Source organism: Methylobacterium aquaticum (assembly GCF_016804325.1).
GTDB lineage: Bacteria > Pseudomonadota > Alphaproteobacteria > Rhizobiales > Beijerinckiaceae > Methylobacterium > Methylobacterium aquaticum_C.
Map to the genome: position 1 here is coordinate 6,631,648 of NZ_CP043627.1, position 16,583 is coordinate 6,648,230.

Below are 16,583 nucleotides of genomic sequence, written 5' to 3' on the forward strand. Positions count from 1 at the left end.
GGACTGCGTCAGGAAGGTAACCTTTGATTCAAGCGGCCGTGATTTCTGACAGGGATCGCGGTGCGATGATCGGCGGGACCGGACGGGGTGGACGCGCAGTGCGTAAGGTGCAGACCATCGTCGACCTGTTCCGGGTCGATACCGGAAGCCCGGACCTGATGCGGGCGCAGGTCCAGGCCCTGCACAGCCAGGTGCCCTTGCTCTACGTCATCCTGGCGATCAACTCGACGGCCCTGGCCTACACCTATCTGGGCGCGGCGCCGGACCGGCTCACGCTCTATCCGCTGGGTGCCCTCCTGGCGGTGTGCGCCGTACGCCTCGGCCTGTGGCTGCGCCGGGCCCGGCAGCCGATCGACGAGACCCGGATCGCCGCCAAGCTGCGGCTCACGGTCGTTCTCGCCGGCGCGCTGGCGGTCGGCTTCATGGCGTGGTGCTGCACGCTCTTCGCGTATGGCGACGCCGACGCCAGGGCCCACATGCTGTTCTATGTCGGCACCACCACGATCGCCTGCGTGTTCTGCCTGGGGCCGTTGCGGGCGGCCGCCCTGCTGGTGACGGCGATCGTCACGGTTCTCTTCTGCCTCCACGTCAGCAGCCTCGACAACCAGGTCATGCGGGCGATCGGCCTCAACCTGGTGATCGTCAGCGCCGCCCTGGCCTTCGTGATCCTGACCTACTACCGCAACTTCACCCGTCTGATCGGGCAGCAGGTCGAGCTCGGCCGCCTGAGCCGGGAGAACCTGCGCCTCGCCAATCTCGACATGCTGACCGAGCTGCCCAACCGCCGCAGCTTCTTCGCCTCCCTCGACCAGGCCGTGGGCGAGGCGGAGGCGGAGCCTCGGACGTTCGTCGTCGGCCTCATCGACCTCGACGGGTTCAAGCCGGTGAACGACGCCCACGGGCACGGCGCGGGCGATGCCGTGCTGCAGGAGGTGGCCCGGCGCGTGCGGGAGGTGGTGGGCGAGGCCGGCGTGGTGGCGCGCATCGGCGGCGACGAGTTCGGCCTCATCCTGCGCGGCACCACGGCGCTCGCCACGACGGGCGAGGCGATCTGCGGCGCGCTCGCGGCGCCGTTCCGGCTGCCGCATGGCGGCAGCGCCCAGATCGGCGCGTCGATCGGCTTTGCCGCCTATCCGGAGGCGGGCCGCAAGGCGGCCCAGCTGGTCGAGCGGGCCGATTACGCCCTGTACTACGCCAAGGCGCAGAGCCGCGGCGCCGCCGTGCTGTTCACCGAGGAGCACGAGCGGCTCCTGCGCACCCAGAGCGTGATCGAGCAGGCCCTGCGCCACGCCGATTTGTCCCGCGAGATGAGCCTGGTCTTCCAGCCGATCGTCGATGTGCGGCGCGGCCGCACGGTGGCATTCGAGGCGCTGGCACGCTGGACGAGCCCTGAACTCGGCCCGGTCTCGCCTGCGGTGTTCGTGCCGATCGCCGAACGCTCGGGCCTCATCACCCGCATCACCGCGGCCTTGTTCGGCCAGGCGCTCGCCGCCGCCCGGGCCTGGCCGGACCGGGTCGCCCTGTCCTTCAACCTGTCGATGGCGGACATCGCCTCGCCGCAGGCCGCCGCCGGCCTCGTCGCGGCCATCCGGGCGAGCGGTCTTGCGCCGGAGCGGGTGATCCTGGAGGTGACCGAGACCGCGCTGATCCAGGACGTGGCCCAGGCCCAGACCGTGCTCGAGACCCTGAAGGCCACCGGCATCGCCATCGCGCTCGACGATTTCGGCACCGGCTACTCCTCCCTGAGCTACGTCCACCGCCTGCCGCTGGACAAGCTCAAGATCGACCGCAGCTTCGTCAGCGAGATCACCACCGATCCGGCGAGCCGCGACATCGTCACGTCGATCGCCGCGCTCGCCCGCAACCTGAAGCTCGACTGCGTGGTGGAGGGGATCGAGACCGCCGAGCAGTCGCGCCTGCTGGAGGAACTCGGCTTCATGCTGATGCAGGGCTACCATTTTCACCGGCCGATGAGCTTCTCCGACACTCTGCGCTACCTGGATTCCGAGGCGGTGCGGGCGATCCGGCCGGTCCAGGCGGTCGCTCGGCAGCAAGCGGTCGCCTGAGCGGGAACCGGCCGCCCGGCCCGAAAGGGGAGGGGTCGGCCATGCTCACCTACGCCATCGGCGACATTCACGGCCGCGCGGATCGGCTCGCCCGCCTGCTTGCCCGGATCGAGGCGCACCGCGCCGGGCGCCCGCGCCGCCTGGTCTTTCTCGGCGACGCCATCGACCGCGGTCCGGACAGCGCCGGAGCGGTGGCCATGGTGCGCGACCTCCAGGCCCGCGAGCCGGATTCCGTGACGTGCCTGATGGGCAACCACGAGGCGATGCTGCTCGACGCGGTCGCCGGAACCGGCCTCGACCTGTGGCGGCTCAATGGCGGCGGCCCGACGCTCAGGTCCTACGGCGTGACGCAGCCCTGCGACCTGCCGGCGGATGTCGTCGCCTGGATCGCCGCCCTGCCGACCCTGCACGGCGACGCGCGGCGCTGGTACGTCCATGGCGGCCTCGACCCGGCCCGGGGCGCGGAAGGCAGCGACCGCGAGACCCGGCTATGGATGCGCGAGCCGTTCCTGTCCGCGAACCACGATTTCGGCCGCCACGTCGTCCACGGACATACCCCGACGCGGGACGGCCGGCCGGAGCTGCTTGCCCGCCGCACCAACCTCGATACGGGCGCAGTGTTCGGCGGCCCGCTCACCGCCGGAGTGTTCACGGGCGAGCAGGGGCCGCCGGTGGAGGTGCTGGCGGTGCGGTAGCGATTTTCGGAGCTTTCGCACCGGATTTTCTCGCACCCACCGAGTCATTCCGGGGCTCGCCGCAGGCGAGAGCCCGGAATCCAGAGCCGAGGGCGGTTCAGGGTAAGGCGGAAGACTCTCCGCCTTTCCTGGAAAAAACCTGAGTTTATGAATTCCGGGCTCCGCTACGCGACCCCGGAATGACGGGGAGGATGCGAAGTTCCGCCGGAGAAACCCGGCGGACTTCGTCTTTCCGTCGCCTCAGCCCTTCTTCGCCACCTGCGCGCGCGCCGCCTCCAGCACCTTCTCCGGCGTGAAGCCGAACTTGGACTGCAGGTCCTTGATCGGCGCCGAGGAGCCGAAGGTGTGCATGCCCAGGATCGTGCCGGTGCTGCCGGTGTAGCGGTCCCAGCCGATCACCGAGCCCTGCTCGACCGCGACGCGGGCCGTCACCTCGGGCGGCAGCACGCTGTTGCGGTAGGCCTCGTCCTGCTGCTCGAACAGGTCCCAGGACGGCATCGACACCACCCGGGCCTTCACGCCCTCCGACCGAAGCGTCTCGTAGGCGGAAAGGCAGAGTTGCACCTCGGAGCCGGTGCCGATCAGGATCACGTCCGGCTTCGCCTCATCGGCGCCAGCGAGCACGTAGGCGCCCTTCGCCACACCGGAGGCCGGGGCGTACCTCGTCCGGTCGACGGTCGGCAGCGGCTGGCGGCTGAGCGCCAGCACCGCCGGCTGGTGCTTGAGCTGCATGATGACCCGATAGGCCTCCGCCACCTCGTTGGCGTCGGCCGGGCGGAAGGTGACGAGGCCGGGGATCGCGCGGAGCGCCAGCAGGTGCTCGACCGGCTGGTGGGTCGGCCCGTCCTCGCCCACCCCGATCGAATCGTGGGTGAAGACGTGGAAGACCGGCAGCTCCATCAGGGCGGCGAGCCGGATCGGCGGGCGCATGTAGTCGGAGAAGACCAGGAAGGTCGCCCCGTAGGCGCGCAGGCCCACCAGACCGAGGCCGTTGACGATCGAGCCCATCGCGTGCTCGCGTACGCCGAAATGGATGTTGCGTCCGCCGGGCGTGAACGGCCCGAGGGTGCCGGCCTCCGGGCTCTCGAGCTTGGTCTTGTTCGAGGGCGCGAGGTCGGCCGAGCCGCCGAGCAGCCACGGCACCCGGTTGGCGATGGCGTTGAGCACCTTGCCCGACGATTCGCGGGTGGCCAGCCCCTTGGCGTCGGCGGGGAAGACCGGGATGTCGGCATCCCAGTCCTCCGGCAGGCCGCCGGCGAGATAGGTGGCGAGATCCTTGGCGAGGCCCGCATCCCCGGCCTTCACCTCCTCGACCAGCGCCAGCCACTCCTCCCGCAGGGCCTTGCCGCGGGCGCCGATGCCTTGGCGGAAGTTGTCGTAGACGCCGTCCGGCACCAGGAACTGCGAGTCCTCCGGCCAGCCATAGGCGCGCTTGGCGCCCTTGACCTCGTCGGGGCCGAGCGCGTCCGAATGGGCCTTCGGGGTGCCCTGCTTCGTCGGCGCGCCGTAGCCGATCACCGAGTTGACGATGATCAGCGTCGGGCGGTCGCCCGATTGCAGGAAGGTCTCGATGGCGTGGGACACCGCCACCGTGTCGTTGGCGTCGGCGACGCGCAGCACCTGCCAGCCATAGGCCAGGAAGCGGGCGGCGACCTCCTCGCTGAAGGCGAGGTCGGTATGGCCCTCGATGGTGATGGTGTTGTTGTCGTAGATCCAGCACAGGTTCGACAGGCGCAGGTGCCCGGCGATCGAGGCCGCCTCGGCCGAGACGCCCTCCATCAGGTCGCCGTCGCTGCACATCGCATAGACGTTGTAGTCGAAGAGCGGCTGGTCGCCATAGGCCAGGCGCTCGCCGAGGAAGCGGCCGCCCATCGCCATGCCGACGGAATTCGCCACGCCCTGGCCGAGCGGCCCGGTGGTCACCTCGACGCCGGTGGTGAAGTGGTATTCCGGGTGGCCCGGGGTGCGGCTGTCGAGCTGGCGGAACTTCTTGATGTCCTCCAGGCTCACCGCCGGGGCGTTGGCCCCGTCCTTCTCCGCCACCTCGGCGAGGTGGAGGAGGCTGTAGAGCAGCATCGAGGCATGGCCGACCGAGAGCACGAAGCGGTCGCGGTTCGGCCAGTGCGGGTTCGCCGGATCGTAGCGGAGATAGTGGTTCCACAGGGTGAAGGCGACGGGGGCGAGGCCCATCGGCGCGCCGGCATGGCCGGAATTGGCCTTCTGCACCGCATCGATCGTCAGCGTGCGGATCGTGTCGATGCTGCGCTGGTCGATCTCGCTGGTGCCGGCCTTCGGCTTGGTGTCGGCTGCGCTCATCTCAGGGCCTCGTCGGTCGAAGAAGGGGTCGGTGCTCCGCGACGGTTCTACGTCGCGGGGCTCTCGGCCGCCTGCGGGTGCATCACGGGCTGACCGCCCGGATGGCCCGCCGCGTCCGGGTCTCCGCCGCGCTCCTTAGCGGGTCCGATCGCCCGACTGAAGTTCAGAAGCGTGTTGACGAGTGCGACATGGCTGAACGCCTGCGGAAAATTGCCGACCTGGCGCTTGCGGACCGGGTCGTACTCCTCGGCCAGCAGCCCGACATCGTTGCACAGCGACAGCAGTCGCTCGATGAGCGACCTCGCCTCGTCGCAGCGGCCGAGCCCGATCAGGTTGTCGGCGTACCAGAAGCTGCACGGCAGGAACGCGCCTTCGCCGGCGGGCAGGCCGTCGGTCGTCTGCTCGCTGGTGTCGTAGCGCAGGATGAAGCCCTCGTGCATCAGGTCGCGGCCGATCGCCTCGACGGTGCCGACGACCCGCGGGTCGTCCTGGGGCAGGAAGCCCATATGGGCGATGAGCAGCAGGCTCGCGTCCAGGTCCTTCGCGCCGTAATGCTGCACGAAGCTGTTGCGCTCGCGGTCGAAGCCCTTCTCGCAGACCTCGCGGTGGATCTCGTCGCGCACGCCGCGCCAGCGCGCGACGGCCTCGGAATCGCCGGCCGTCGGCTCGTCGTCGGTGACGTGGTCCTCGTAGAACCGGATCGCCCGGTCGAAGGCGACCCAGGCCATCACCTTCGAGTGGACGAAGTGCTTGCGCCCGCCGCGCACCTCCCAGATGCCCTCGTCGGGCTCGCGCCAGACCCGCTCCAGGTGATCGAGGAGCGCGCGGCCGACCCGGACGCCAGATTCGTCGGCCAGCATCCCGCGCTGGTGGGCCTGGAACAGGGCGTCGAACAACTCGCCGTAGACGTCGAGCTGGAATTGCTGGGCCGCCGCGTTGCCGATCCGCACCGGGCGCGACCCCTCGTAGCCGGGCAGCCAGTCGAGCTCGATCTCGGGCAGCAGGCGCTCGCCGGCGATGCCGTAGAGGATGTGGGCCTGGGCGGGGCTGCCGGCCACCGCCCGGGTGAGCCAGTCGCGCCAGGCCCGCGCCTCGTCGATATAGCCCGCATCCATGAGCGCGAGCAGCGTGAAGGTCGAGTCGCGCAGCCAGCAGAACCGGTAATCCCAGTTGCGCACGCCGCCGATCTGCTCGGGGAGCGAGGTGGTGGGGGCGGCCACGATGCCGCCGGTCGGCCGGTAGATCAGCGCCTTGAGCGTCAGGAGCGAGCGGGTCAGCACCGCGTCCCAGGGCGTCCCGCCGCGGCAGCGCTGGCACCAGGAGCGCCACCAGGCGGTGGTGCCGGCGAGCATCCGGCGCGGCTCGATCGGGGGCGGATCCTCCTCGTGCGAGAGGCCGTAGCTCAGCACGAAGGCCACGCTCTGCCCGGCCTCGACCGTGAACTCCGACACCGTGGTCTGGCCGACGCCCTTCAGCGGCGCGCGGGTGCGCAGGACCAGCTTGTTCGGCCCGGCGATGGCGCGCAGGTCGTCGTTCTCGCTGCGCGACACCCAGGGGACGGCGGAGCCGTAATCGAAGCGCACCACCAGGTCCATGCGCATCGCCACCCGGCCGCGCACGCCCTCGACCAGGCGCACGAGATGGGTGCCGTCCTCGACGGGCATGAAGTCGACCACCCGCACCGCGCCCTCGGCGGTCTCGTGGGTGGTCTCGAGCACCAGGGTGTTCTCGCGGTAGCACCGGGTGGTCGTCGCCTCGGCGGCGGGCGCGATGCGCCAGTGGCCGTGATCCTCGCGGGTGCCGAGCAGGGCCGCGAAGCACGCCGAGGCGTCGAAGCGCGGCCAGCACAGCCAGTCCACGCTGCCGTCGCGCCCGATCAGCGCCGCGCTGCGCCCATCCCCGACGAGCGCGTAATCCTCGATGAGCAACGCCATGATGCGTCCCGAACGAAATCCGTGACGCCGTTAGCTAGAGCGGCCTTCCCTTCGGCCAACCCGCGCCCCGGCGGGCCGGATCCGTGCGGGGCGGAGGTCAGCGCCGGCTGTCGATGAGGTCGATCATCGCGGCGCCCGCATTGGTCACGCCGTCGCCGAGCGCCACCATGGTCTGCGTCACCATCCGGCCGGTCGGCGCGAAGGGAAGCCAGGGACTGGAGCGCTCCGGCTCTCCCCCGGTGCTCGCCGTGCGGGACGCCGGCATCGGATTGACCGCGTCCGGCTTGCGGGGCCTGAGGTCGTCGGGCCGGGGCGGCGGGCGCAGGTCCGCGAGCGCGGGAGCCGCTAGCGCGGGCGCGGACAGGGCCGGCACCGAGTGGGGGCGATGCGCGGCCGTGCGGCGCGGGGCCTTGCCGTCGGGCCTGGGCTCGAGGGTCGGCAGTTCCGGCGCGGCGGCCTCGGCCGGCAGGCCGGCGATCAGCGGGAATTGCCGCTCGAATTCGAGCGGGTAGGGCGCGCGCGCCCGGCCGTCGCCCTCGGTGCCGATGCGGAAGAGGTCGCCCGGCGGCAGCGGCTGCATCGCGGCGACGTGACCCTCGGGGCCCGCGGCGGCGCCTCGCGCCAGTACAGCGAGCCGGCCGCGAGACAGACCGCCACGCAGGCCGTGGGCAGGAGCGGCAGGTAGCCCCGCGACGCGCCGGGCAGGCTTCCGATCGCGCTCGCCTCCATCGGCCTGCGCATCCGCCCGTTCTGCCGCATCCAAACCTCCTCGCCGATCGATGCCGGAGTGAAGCCGGGATTTCGGGCGTAAGCGGGGCCGTTTCTTTGCGGTTTCGTGTCGAGGGGCGGGCCGTGGGCGGTGGCGAGGGCGGGTGCGCCGATACTCCCCCCAACTGGGCCCTCCCCACTGAGCTCTCCCCGGGGTAAGGGCAGCCGAGCCGGGCGGGACCGCCGCCCGCAAGGCCCAACATTTGCGTGATCCGACGCCGACATGCCCGACCGCGCAACCCCTCCTGCGGGCTCTCCCGCCCCGGCCTCTTCCGCTCCGCCGCCGGGCGAGAGCCTCACCATCGCCGTCGTCGACCCGAGCCGCGCCCGGGCCGCGATCCTGGAAGAGGGCCTGCGCGCCGTCGAGGGCGCCCGGGTCGTGGTCATCCCCGACACCGCCGACCTCCTCGACCGGCTCTCCGCCCTGTCGCCCGACGTGGTGGTGATCCACCTCGAGAGCCCGAGCCGCGACCTCCTGGAGCAGATGTTCGGGGTCTCGCGCCTGGTCGAGCGGCCGGTGGCGATGTTCGTCGACCGCACCGACACGCCGATGATGCAGGCGGCGGTGGATGCCGGCATCTCGGCCTACATCGTCGACGGTTTGCGCGCCGAGCGGATCAAGCCGATCATTGAGATCGCGATCCTGCGCTTCAACGCCTTCGCGCGGCTTCAGCGGGAGCTGACCGAGGCGAAGAGCGAACTGGCCGACCGCAAGCTGATCGAGCGCGCCAAGGGCATCCTGATGAGCGCCAAGGGGCTGACCGAGGACGAGGCCTACAAGCAGCTCCGGCGCAAGGCCATGAACGAGAAGCGCAAGATCGTCGACATCGCCCGCGCCATCGTCACCGCCGCGGACCTGCTCGGATGAGGCTGCAGCTCGGCTACGTCCCGCTCACCGATGCCGCGGTGCTGATCGCCGCGGTGGAGCGCGGCTTCACGGCGGAGGAGGGGCTCGGCGTCGACTTGGTGGCGGCGCCGTCCTGGGCCACCTTGCGCGACCGCCTGGCGCTGGGCCTCCTCGACGGCGCCCACATGCTGGCGCCCCTGGCGCTCGCCTGCCATTTGGGCTTGAGCGGACCGCAGGCCCGCCTGATCGCGCCGGCGGCGCTCGCCCGCAACGGCAACGCCGTGACCCTGTCGCTGCCGCTCTGGCAGGCAGTCGCTGCCGAATCCGACGCCGTGACGGACGTGGCCCGGGCCCTTGCCCGGGTGGCCGAGGCCCGCGCCGGGGAGGGGCGTCCGCTGACGCTCGGCACCGTCCATCCCTATTCCTCCCATACCTACCAGTGGCGGCGCCTGCTGGCCCTCGGCGGCAGCTCGCTCGCTTCGGTCCGGCTCGTCGTGGTGCCGCCGCCCCGCACCGTCGCGGCTTTGGGAAGCGGCGCGATCGACGGGTTCTGCGTCGGTGCGCCCTGGAGCAGCGTCGCCGTCGAGGCCGGGGTCGGCCGCATCGCGGCCCTTGGCAGCGCGATCGCCCCGGATTGCCCGGAAAAGGTGCTGGCTTTGCCCGCCGAGATGGAGGGCCGCGCCGCCCCGCTCCTGCGCGCCCTGAAGCGCAGCGCCCGCTGGTGCGGCGATCCGGACAACCGCGGGGACCTGGCCGCCCTACTGGGTGCCCCGCGCCATCTCGGCCTCGATCCGGCGCTGATCCTACGGGGCCTGGCCGGAACGTTGCGCCCGGCGCCGGGCGGGCCGGTGATCGAGGCCGCTGATTACCTCGTGCTGGGTGAGCGGGAACTCACGCCGGACCCGGCGGCGCTCCGGTGGATGGTCGACGAGATGGCGGCGGCGGGGCAGGTCGAGCCTGGGTCGCTGCCGGCCGAGGTGGAAGGCTTGTACAGGGCGGATCTTCTGGCGGCGGCGTAATTCCCTATTCCCGGGTGGATGGGGCAGCTGCCTGTAAGAGCCTGTCTGCTTGATCCAAGCACTTACTCCCACACACGACCTCATCCTGAGGTGTCAGTCGGTGGAAAATCGACTGACCACGAAGGAAGGCTCCAGGGATCGCGAATACTTCTGGAGACCTCCTTCGAGGCTCCTTTCAGTCGCACCTCAGGATGAGGTCGCGAGAGGGATGGAAAAGGTCGTTGCAGATAAATTTCGCAAGTCAAACAGGCTCTAAGAGTTTATGTGAGTTGGCTGACCGGAGCGAGACCCCTCGATGTCATCCAGGGCTGCTAAAGCGGAACCCGGGACGACCTACAGAGATGTCGGCCTCTGTACGGATCGAGTGGCGCGATCGCTCGAACAGGCTCTCGAGCACAAGATGCGAAGGGCCGTCGGCGATCGCGCATGGGTGAACAGCTGCTTTGCTCGACTGCGACAGCCCTGCCCGCGGAAGGGGGCAGGTGCGGTTCCCATCCGCCCCGCACCCGCTCGCCGGAGTCGGGGACGACGCGGGGACATATCGGCGCTCGTGCCGGGACGACCGGCGCGACAGGTCGGGCCGCCTCTCAATACCCCCGCGCCACGTCCACCGCCTGCGGGATGCGACCCGTCGCGCGATAGGCCCGCACGTTGGCCGCGACGATGCCGGCCGCGCTCGCCGGGGTGGTCGGCCCGGAGATGTGCGGCAGCACGGTCACGCCGGGATGGCGCCAGAGGGGAGATTCCGCCGGCAGCGGCTCGACCTCGAACACGTCGAGCACCGCGTGGGAGAGGTGGCCCGCATCGAGGGCGGCCAGCAGCGCGTCGGTCGCGACGATCGGCCCGCGGCCGAAATTGATCAGCGCCGCCCCCGGCTTCATCGCGGAGATCCGCCCGGCCTCGAGGAGGCCGCGCGTCTCCTCGGTCAGCGGCAGCAGGCAGACCGCGATGTCGCTCGAGGCCAGCAGGCCGGCCAGGCCCTCCGGCCCCGAGAAGCCCGTCACCCCCGGCGGCACGTCCTTGGGCGAGCGGCTCCAGGCCGCGACGTTGAAACCCGCCCCGACCAGCCGCTCCGCCGCTGCGGTCCCGAGCGTTCCGAGGCCGAGGATCCCGACCGTCGTCTCCCCCGGCGGGCGATAGGCGAGCTGGCGCCAGGTCCCGGCCTCCTGCTGGCGCCGATAGGCCGGCATGTCGCGCTGCAGGTAGTAGGTCCAGGCCAGCACCGCCTCGGCCATGGTGCGGGCGAGTTCCGGATCGACCAGACGGACGATCGGCACGCCGCTTCGTCCGAGATCGCGTACCAGCCGCTCGACCCCGGCCCACAGGCTGTGGATCCAGGCGAGGTTCGGCAGCAGCGCCACCTCGGCGGGATCGGGATTGGCCACGATGGCGATCCGGATCGCGGCGCGCTCCTCCACGCTCAGGAGCCGGAACGGCCGGATGGTCTCCTCGGGGAGAGCCGCCCCGAGTGCCGCCAGGAACTCGGCCTCCTCCTCGGCGTCGAGATTGCCGACGAACGCGATCGTCTCGGACATCGGACCCTCTCCTCAGCGGCTCAGCACGGGGGTGAGGCGGGCCACCGCCTCGCGGGCGAGGCCCGGGCTGATGGCAAAGCACAGGCGGATGAAGCCCTCGCCCTCGGGCCCGAAGGCGGTGCCGGGCGCGACGCCGACCTTCGCCTCCTCGAGCAGCCGGAAGGCGATGGCGAGGCTGGTCTCCTCGGGGCGCGGGGTGCCGGGGCCGGCGACCCGGGCCATCAGGTAGAAGGCCCCTTCCGGCACCGACACGGTGACGCCGGGCAGCCGCGACAGGCCCGCGACCAGGATCTCGCGGCTCTCGGCGCAGCGGGCGACCATCTGGCGGATGAAGCCGTCGCCCTCTTCCAGGGCGGTGACGGCCGCGTGCTGGATGAAGGTCGGGATCGAGGTGGTGTTGTACTGGCCGAGCTTGGCGAAGGTCGGCGCCAATCCCCGCGGGGCGATCAGCCAGCCGGCGCGCCAGCCGGTCATCGCCCAGTTCTTCGAGAAGGTGTTGGTGACGATCAGCCGGTCATCCTCGGTGCAGATCTGCAGGAAGGACGGCGCGATGGCGTTGCCGTAGGTGAAGTGGGCGTAGACCTCGTCGGAGAGGATCCACAGGTCCCGCGCCCGGGCGAGATCGCGAAGGGCCTTCATCTCCTCGAGCGGCATGGTCCAGCCGGTCGGGTTCGAGGGCGAGTTCACCACGATCACGCGGGTGCGCGGGGTGATCGCCGCCTCGATGTCGGCGAGCGGCAGGGCGAAGCGCCCGTCGCCCTGCACCCGGTAGGGCACCGTCACCGGGACGCCGCCGGTGATGCGCACGGCCTCCGCCAGGTTCGGCCAGGCGGGCGAGGGGATGATGATCTCGTCGCCGGGTTCCAGCAGGGCTTGCGCGGCCTGCATGATCGCGTTCATGCCGCCGGCGGTGACGGCGAACCGATCGGCCGGGATCTCCACGCCCCAGTGCCGGGCGTGATAGGCGCTCAACGCCTCGCGCAGGCGGGGGATGCCGAGCGAGGTGGCGTAGCGGGTATGGCCCGCCAGCATCGCCTTGTGGGCCGCCTCGACGATGAAGGGCGGCGTCGGCAGGTCGCCCTCGCCGATCCACAGCTTGACCACGTCCGGGTCGTCCCGGCCGCGATCGGCGACGAGGCCGATCTGGCTCGTGCCGATGCCGCGCATCCGCGGCGAGAGGCCGGCGGCGAGGTCCGGGGTGGTGTCCGCGTGGGTCATCAGTGGCTCGTGCCCTCGTAGGGTGGCAGGCGTGTCGGCTGAAATCCTCCATAGCACCGGCGGGGCGAGGCGCGAGCCGTGCGCCGCGCATGGGTGGCGATTCATGGGTGGCGATTCATGGATCGCGATTCATGGGCGGCGATCGAAGCGTGAGGGTGGATCGGACCGGCGAGACCGCTACAACGGGTTCAAGAACGAACAACCGGAGGAAACATCACCGTGACGGTCAATCGCAGAACGGCCCTGGCGGGCGTCTCCGCCCTCGCCGCCACGCTCGCGCCGGGCGCCGGGCAGGCGCAAAGTCCGGCGCCGAAAACCTACGTGCTGGTGCATGGCGCCTATGGCGGCGGCTGGATCTGGCGCGACGTCGCCACCGCCTTGCGCGGCCAGGGGCACCGGGTCTTCACGCCGACCCAGACCGGGCTCGGCGAGCGCAGCCACCTGCTGTCGCGCCAGATCACCGTCGACACCCATATCGAGGACGTGGCGAACCTGATCACGTTCGAGGACCTGCGCGACGTCATCCTGGTCGGGCATTCCTACGGCGGCATGGCGGTGACCGGGGTCGCCGACCGCCTGACCGACCGGATCCGCCACGTCGTCTATCTCGACGCGCTGATCCCCGAGAACGGCGACACCGCCTTCACGATCCTGCCCGCCGGCATGGCCGATGCCCGGCGGAAGACGGTGATGGAGCAGGGCGCGAGCGTCGCCCTGCCGGTCCCCGGCCCGGAGGCCTTCCCGATTCCGGCGGGTCCGGCCAAGGACTGGTTCCACCAGCGCCTGCGGCCGCACCCGATCGGCACCTACGAGAGCCCGGTGCGGCTCACGAAACCCGCCGGTGCCGGTCTGCCGGTGACCTACGTCGCCTACACCAATCCGGCGCTCGCCGCGATCGAGCCGAGCCGGCAGCGGGCCAAGGCCAAGGCCGGCTGGCAGTACCGGGAACTGGCGGTGCCGCACGATGTCGAGGTGCCGAACCCGGAGAAGGTTGTCGAGGTGCTGGCGGGGGTGGGGTAGGGTCGTGCTTCGGGGTTTTTCCGCCGACGGGCGTCACACCCTCCGAGTCATTCCGGGACCGCGAAAGCGGAGCCCGGAATCCAGAACCGTAGGTGGTGCAGAACGAAGCAGAACGCGCCCCGCTCTATTCTGAAGATCCTGAGTGTCTGGATTCCGGGCTCCGCTTTCGCGGCCCCGGAATGACATGGTGGGCTCCAGGTCTTGCAGCCCACATCGAGAGGGCTCAGAGGAATTCGGTTGATCGGGCCGGCGGCCGCCAATCGACGGCCGCCGGCCCTCCCGCGGTTACGCCGCCTTGCCGGTCGGCAGGGCCACGGCCGTGGGCTCCTCGACCAAGTCCTCCGTCCCCTCCTGCATCTCGCCCTGCCAGCGGGCGACCGCGGCGGTGGCGAGCCCGTTGCCCAGCACGTTGGTGACGGTGCGGCCCATGTCGAGGATCTGGTCGACCCCCATGATCAGCAGGATGCCGGCGGCGGGCAGGCCGAACATCGGCACGGTGGCGGCGACCACGACCAGCGAGGCGCGCGGCACGCCGGCGATGCCCTTGCTGGTCACCATCATGACGAGCAGCATGGTCAACTGCTCGGTGATGCCGAGATGGATGCCGAAGGCCTGGGCGATGAACAGCGAGGCGAGCGCCTGGTACATCATCGAGCCGTCGAGGTTGAACGAGTAGCCGAGCGGCAGCACGAAGCCGGTGACGCGGGGGCGCACGCCGAACTTCTCCAGCACCTCGACGGTGCGCGGGAAGGCGGCCTCGCTGCTGGCGGTCGAGAAGGCGACGATCATCGGGGTGCGCAGCAGGCGCAGCAACCGCACGACGCCGTGGCCGAGCACCAGCCAGCCGGCGCCGATCAGCAGCGCCCACAGGACGGCCAGCCCGAGATAGAACACGGCGATGAACTTGCCGTAATCGATCAGCACGCCGAGGCCCTGGGTGGTGATCACAGAGGCCATGGCGGCGAAGACCGCCAGCGGTGCCACCTTCATCACCGCGTCGGTGACCTTGAACATCACCGCGGCGAGCCCGTTCAGCATGTGGATCATCGGATCGGCGTAGCGGCGGTCGATCGCGCTGAGGCCGAAGCCGAAGAACACCGAGAAGACCAGGATCTGCAGCACCTCGTTCGTCGCCATCGCCGAGACGATGCTGGTCGGGAAGACGTGGGTGATGAATTCGCGCAGGTTGATCGAGGCGGCCTTGAGCCCGGTCTGCGCCGCGGCGTCCGGCAGCGGCAGGCCGAGGCTGGCGCCGGGCTGGAAGATGTTGGCGACGAGGAAGCCGAGCGACAGCGAGACGATCGAGGCGGTGATGAACCAGCCCATGGCGAAGCCCGCGACGCGGCCGACCGCCTTGGTGTCGCCGAAGCTCGCGATGCCCGACACGATCGTGGCGAAGACCAGCGGCGCGATGATCATCTTGATCAGCCGCAGGAAGATGTCGGTGCCGATGGTGAAGTAGCCGGCGATCTCCTTCGCCTCGGCGGGTGTCGCGGCCATGCCGTGCAGGACCGCGCCGACCGCGACACCGAGGACGAGGCCGATCCCGGTATAGAGCGTCAGCCGGCCCGAGCCTTTGGTCGATTCAACCTGTGCCATTGTTCGTGTTCCTCCCGAGGGTGAACGGATGTGCGGGAAGAGCCCCGGGCGCGACTCTGCGTGCCCGAGGTCTCCCGCGGATGTCTGGCGTTTCCGTCCGTGATGGTGTGGCGGCGCGTCAGAGCGCCGTGAGGGCCTGCGGGCGCGTCAGCCGCTCGGGTTGCAGCACCCTGTCGAGCTGGTCGCGGGCCATCAATCGCTTCTCGAGCACGAGGTCGTAGACGCCCCGGCCCGTGGCGTGGGCCTCCATAGCGACCGCCGTGGCATTGCGATAGCCGATATAGGGGTTGAGCGCCGTGACGATCCCGATCGAGTTCTCGACGCTGGCCCGCAGCCGCTCGCGGTTCGCCGTGATGCCGCGCACGCAATGCACGTCGAGGGTGCGGCAGGCCGCCTCCAGATGGGCGAGGCTGCGAAACAGGCTGTAGGCGATGACCGGCTCGAAGGCATTGAGCTGGAGCTGGCCGGCTTCGGCCGCGAACGAGATCGTCACGTCGTTGCCGATCACCTCGAACGCGACCTGGTTGACGACTTCCGGGATCACCGGGTTGACCTTGCCGGGCATGATCGAGGAGCCGGCCTGGCGCGCCGGCAGGTTGATCTCGCCGAATCCGGCCCGGGGCCCGCTCGAGAGCAGGCGCAGGTCGTTGCAGGTCTTCGACAGCTTGACGGCGACGCGCTTGAGCACCCCCGACACCTGCACGAAGGCGCCGCAATCCTGGGTGGCTTCGACCAAGTCTTCCGCCGTGATCAGCGGGATTTCCGTGATGGTCGAGAGGCGTTCGCGCACCAGTTCCGCATAGAGCGGGTGGGCGGTGATGCCGGTGCCGATCGCGGTCGCGCCGAGATTGATCTCGCGGATCAGCAGTTCGGCCTCGCCCAGGCGCGCCTCGTCCTCGGCCAGCATCCGGGCATAGGTGCCGAATTCCTGGCCGAGGGTCATCGGCACCGCATCCTGCAGCTGGGTGCGGCCCATCTTGAGGACGTCGTGGAATTCCTCGCGTTTCGCCTCGAAGCTGGTGCGCAGGGCTGCCATGGCGTCGACCAGCCGGCGGATCGCCCCGATCCCGGCGATCTTGAGCGCCGTCGGATACACGTCGTTGGTGCTCTGGCCCATGTTGACGTGCTCGTTGGGGTGGAGCCGGGCGTAGTCGCCCCGCTCCGCGCCCAGCAGTTCGAGCGCTCTGTTGGCGATCACCTCGTTGGCGTTCATGTTGGTCGAGGTGCCGGCCCCGCCCTGGATCTGGTCGACGACGAACTGGTCGTGCAGGGCGCCGCCCCGGATCTCGATGCAGGCCGCCACGATGGCGTCGCAGCGCTCAGGCTCGAGCAGGCCGAGTTCGCGGTTGGCGAGCGCCGCCGCCTGCTTGATCGCGGCGAGCGCCCGGATCAGGTCGGGGCAGGTGGCGAGCGTGGTGCCGGTGATCGCGAAGTTCTCGACGGCGCGCAGGGTGTGGATGCCGTAATAGGCGGATCGAGGCACCTCGCGGTCGCCGAGAAGATCGTGCTCGATGCGGGTCGAAACGTCGGACATCAAAACTCTCCTGACGTGCGGCCGCGATCCGG

Annotated in this window: 12 protein-coding genes; 5 read left to right on the forward strand and 7 right to left on the reverse strand. The window is 70.5% G+C overall.

Going from position 1 to position 16,583, the window contains the following annotated elements; all coding sequences use genetic code 11:
* Nucleotides 1-98: 98 nt before the first annotated feature.
* Nucleotides 99-2,066 (forward strand): putative bifunctional diguanylate cyclase/phosphodiesterase, encoded by a 1,968-nt coding sequence (locus tag F1D61_RS30645; RefSeq protein ID WP_203155688.1) that lies wholly within the window; start codon nt 99-101, stop codon nt 2,064-2,066.
* A 41-nt stretch (nt 2,067-2,107) separates the two neighbouring features.
* The gene (locus F1D61_RS30650; RefSeq protein ID WP_203155689.1) at nt 2,108-2,761 is read left to right on the forward strand and encodes a metallophosphoesterase family protein; all 654 of its coding nucleotides are present in this window, start codon (nt 2,108-2,110) and stop codon (nt 2,759-2,761) included.
* A 240-nt stretch (nt 2,762-3,001) separates the two neighbouring features.
* Here the strand turns inward: F1D61_RS30650 and tkt are convergent, their stop codons facing one another.
* The 3 genes from tkt to F1D61_RS30665 all read right to left on the reverse strand — a co-directional run bounded on the left by tkt (nt 3,002) and on the right by F1D61_RS30665 (nt 7,591).
* Nucleotides 3,002-5,077, reverse strand: coding sequence for a transketolase (gene tkt, locus F1D61_RS30655; RefSeq protein WP_203155690.1), 2,076 nt, complete (start codon nt 5,075-5,077; stop codon nt 3,002-3,004).
* A 47-nt stretch (nt 5,078-5,124) separates the two neighbouring features.
* Nucleotides 5,125-7,011, reverse strand: a complete 1,887-nt coding sequence (locus F1D61_RS30660) for a glycoside hydrolase family 15 protein (protein WP_203155691.1) — start codon at nt 7,009-7,011, stop codon at nt 5,125-5,127.
* 97 nt (nt 7,012-7,108) lie between these two features.
* Nucleotides 7,109-7,591, reverse strand: coding sequence for a hypothetical protein (locus F1D61_RS30665; protein WP_203155692.1), 483 nt, complete (start codon nt 7,589-7,591; stop codon nt 7,109-7,111).
* Nucleotides 7,592-8,002: 411 nt separating this feature from the next.
* Between F1D61_RS30665 and F1D61_RS30670 the strand changes: the two genes are divergently transcribed.
* Both F1D61_RS30670 and F1D61_RS30675 read left to right on the forward strand, forming a co-directional pair.
* The gene (locus F1D61_RS30670) at nt 8,003-8,647 is read left to right on the forward strand and encodes an ANTAR domain-containing response regulator (protein ID WP_246775616.1); all 645 of its coding nucleotides are present in this window, start codon (nt 8,003-8,005) and stop codon (nt 8,645-8,647) included.
* Entirely contained in the window at nt 8,644-9,645 is a 1,002-nt protein-coding gene (locus tag F1D61_RS30675; RefSeq protein WP_203155693.1) for a CmpA/NrtA family ABC transporter substrate-binding protein, read from the forward strand. The genes F1D61_RS30670 and F1D61_RS30675 overlap by 4 nt, the downstream gene beginning before the upstream one ends.
* A 587-nt stretch (nt 9,646-10,232) precedes the next feature.
* Here the strand turns inward: F1D61_RS30675 and F1D61_RS30680 are convergent.
* Together F1D61_RS30680 and F1D61_RS30685 are read right to left on the reverse strand one after the other, a co-directional pair.
* Nucleotides 10,233-11,180, reverse strand: a complete 948-nt coding sequence (locus tag F1D61_RS30680; protein WP_203155694.1) for a 2-hydroxyacid dehydrogenase — start codon at nt 11,178-11,180, stop codon at nt 10,233-10,235.
* Nucleotides 11,181-11,192: 12 nt separating this feature from the next.
* Nucleotides 11,193-12,398, reverse strand: a complete 1,206-nt coding sequence (locus tag F1D61_RS30685; RefSeq protein WP_203155695.1) for a pyridoxal phosphate-dependent aminotransferase — start codon at nt 12,396-12,398, stop codon at nt 11,193-11,195.
* Nucleotides 12,399-12,617: 219 nt separating this feature from the next.
* On the opposite strand from F1D61_RS30685, the gene F1D61_RS30690 reads away from it, so the two are divergent.
* Nucleotides 12,618-13,418, forward strand: coding sequence for an alpha/beta hydrolase (locus F1D61_RS30690; RefSeq protein WP_246775617.1), 801 nt, complete (start codon nt 12,618-12,620; stop codon nt 13,416-13,418).
* A gap of 285 nt (nt 13,419-13,703) precedes the next feature.
* Here the strand turns inward: F1D61_RS30690 and F1D61_RS30695 are convergent, their stop codons facing one another.
* Entirely contained in the window at nt 13,704-15,017 is a 1,314-nt protein-coding gene (locus F1D61_RS30695; RefSeq protein ID WP_203155696.1) for a dicarboxylate/amino acid:cation symporter, read from the reverse strand.
* A gap of 118 nt (nt 15,018-15,135) precedes the next feature.
* The gene (aspA, locus tag F1D61_RS30700) at nt 15,136-16,551 is read right to left on the reverse strand and encodes an aspartate ammonia-lyase (RefSeq protein WP_203155697.1); all 1,416 of its coding nucleotides are present in this window, start codon (nt 16,549-16,551) and stop codon (nt 15,136-15,138) included.
* Between the last annotated feature and the right edge of the window lie 32 nt (nt 16,552-16,583).

Bases quoted from the DNA above. Each gene is read 5' to 3' on its own strand.
- F1D61_RS30650 (WP_203155689.1), top strand. From the start codon at position 2,108: ATGCTCACCTACGCCATCGGCGACATTCACGGCCGCGCGGATCGGCTC.
- tkt (WP_203155690.1), bottom strand. From the start codon at position 5,077: ATGAGCGCAGCCGACACCAAGCCGAAGGCCGGCACCAGCGAGATCGAC.
- F1D61_RS30660 (WP_203155691.1), bottom strand. From the start codon at position 7,011: ATGGCGTTGCTCATCGAGGATTACGCGCTCGTCGGGGATGGGCGCAGC.
- F1D61_RS30665 (WP_203155692.1), bottom strand. From the start codon at position 7,591: ATGCAGCCGCTGCCGCCGGGCGACCTCTTCCGCATCGGCACCGAGGGC.
- F1D61_RS30670 (WP_246775616.1), top strand. From the start codon at position 8,003: ATGCCCGACCGCGCAACCCCTCCTGCGGGCTCTCCCGCCCCGGCCTCT.
- F1D61_RS30675 (WP_203155693.1), top strand. From the start codon at position 8,644: ATGAGGCTGCAGCTCGGCTACGTCCCGCTCACCGATGCCGCGGTGCTG.
- F1D61_RS30680 (WP_203155694.1), bottom strand. From the start codon at position 11,180: ATGTCCGAGACGATCGCGTTCGTCGGCAATCTCGACGCCGAGGAGGAG.
- F1D61_RS30685 (WP_203155695.1), bottom strand. From the start codon at position 12,398: ATGACCCACGCGGACACCACCCCGGACCTCGCCGCCGGCCTCTCGCCG.
- F1D61_RS30695 (WP_203155696.1), bottom strand. From the start codon at position 15,017: ATGGCACAGGTTGAATCGACCAAAGGCTCGGGCCGGCTGACGCTCTAT.
- aspA (WP_203155697.1), bottom strand. From the start codon at position 16,551: ATGTCCGACGTTTCGACCCGCATCGAGCACGATCTTCTCGGCGACCGC.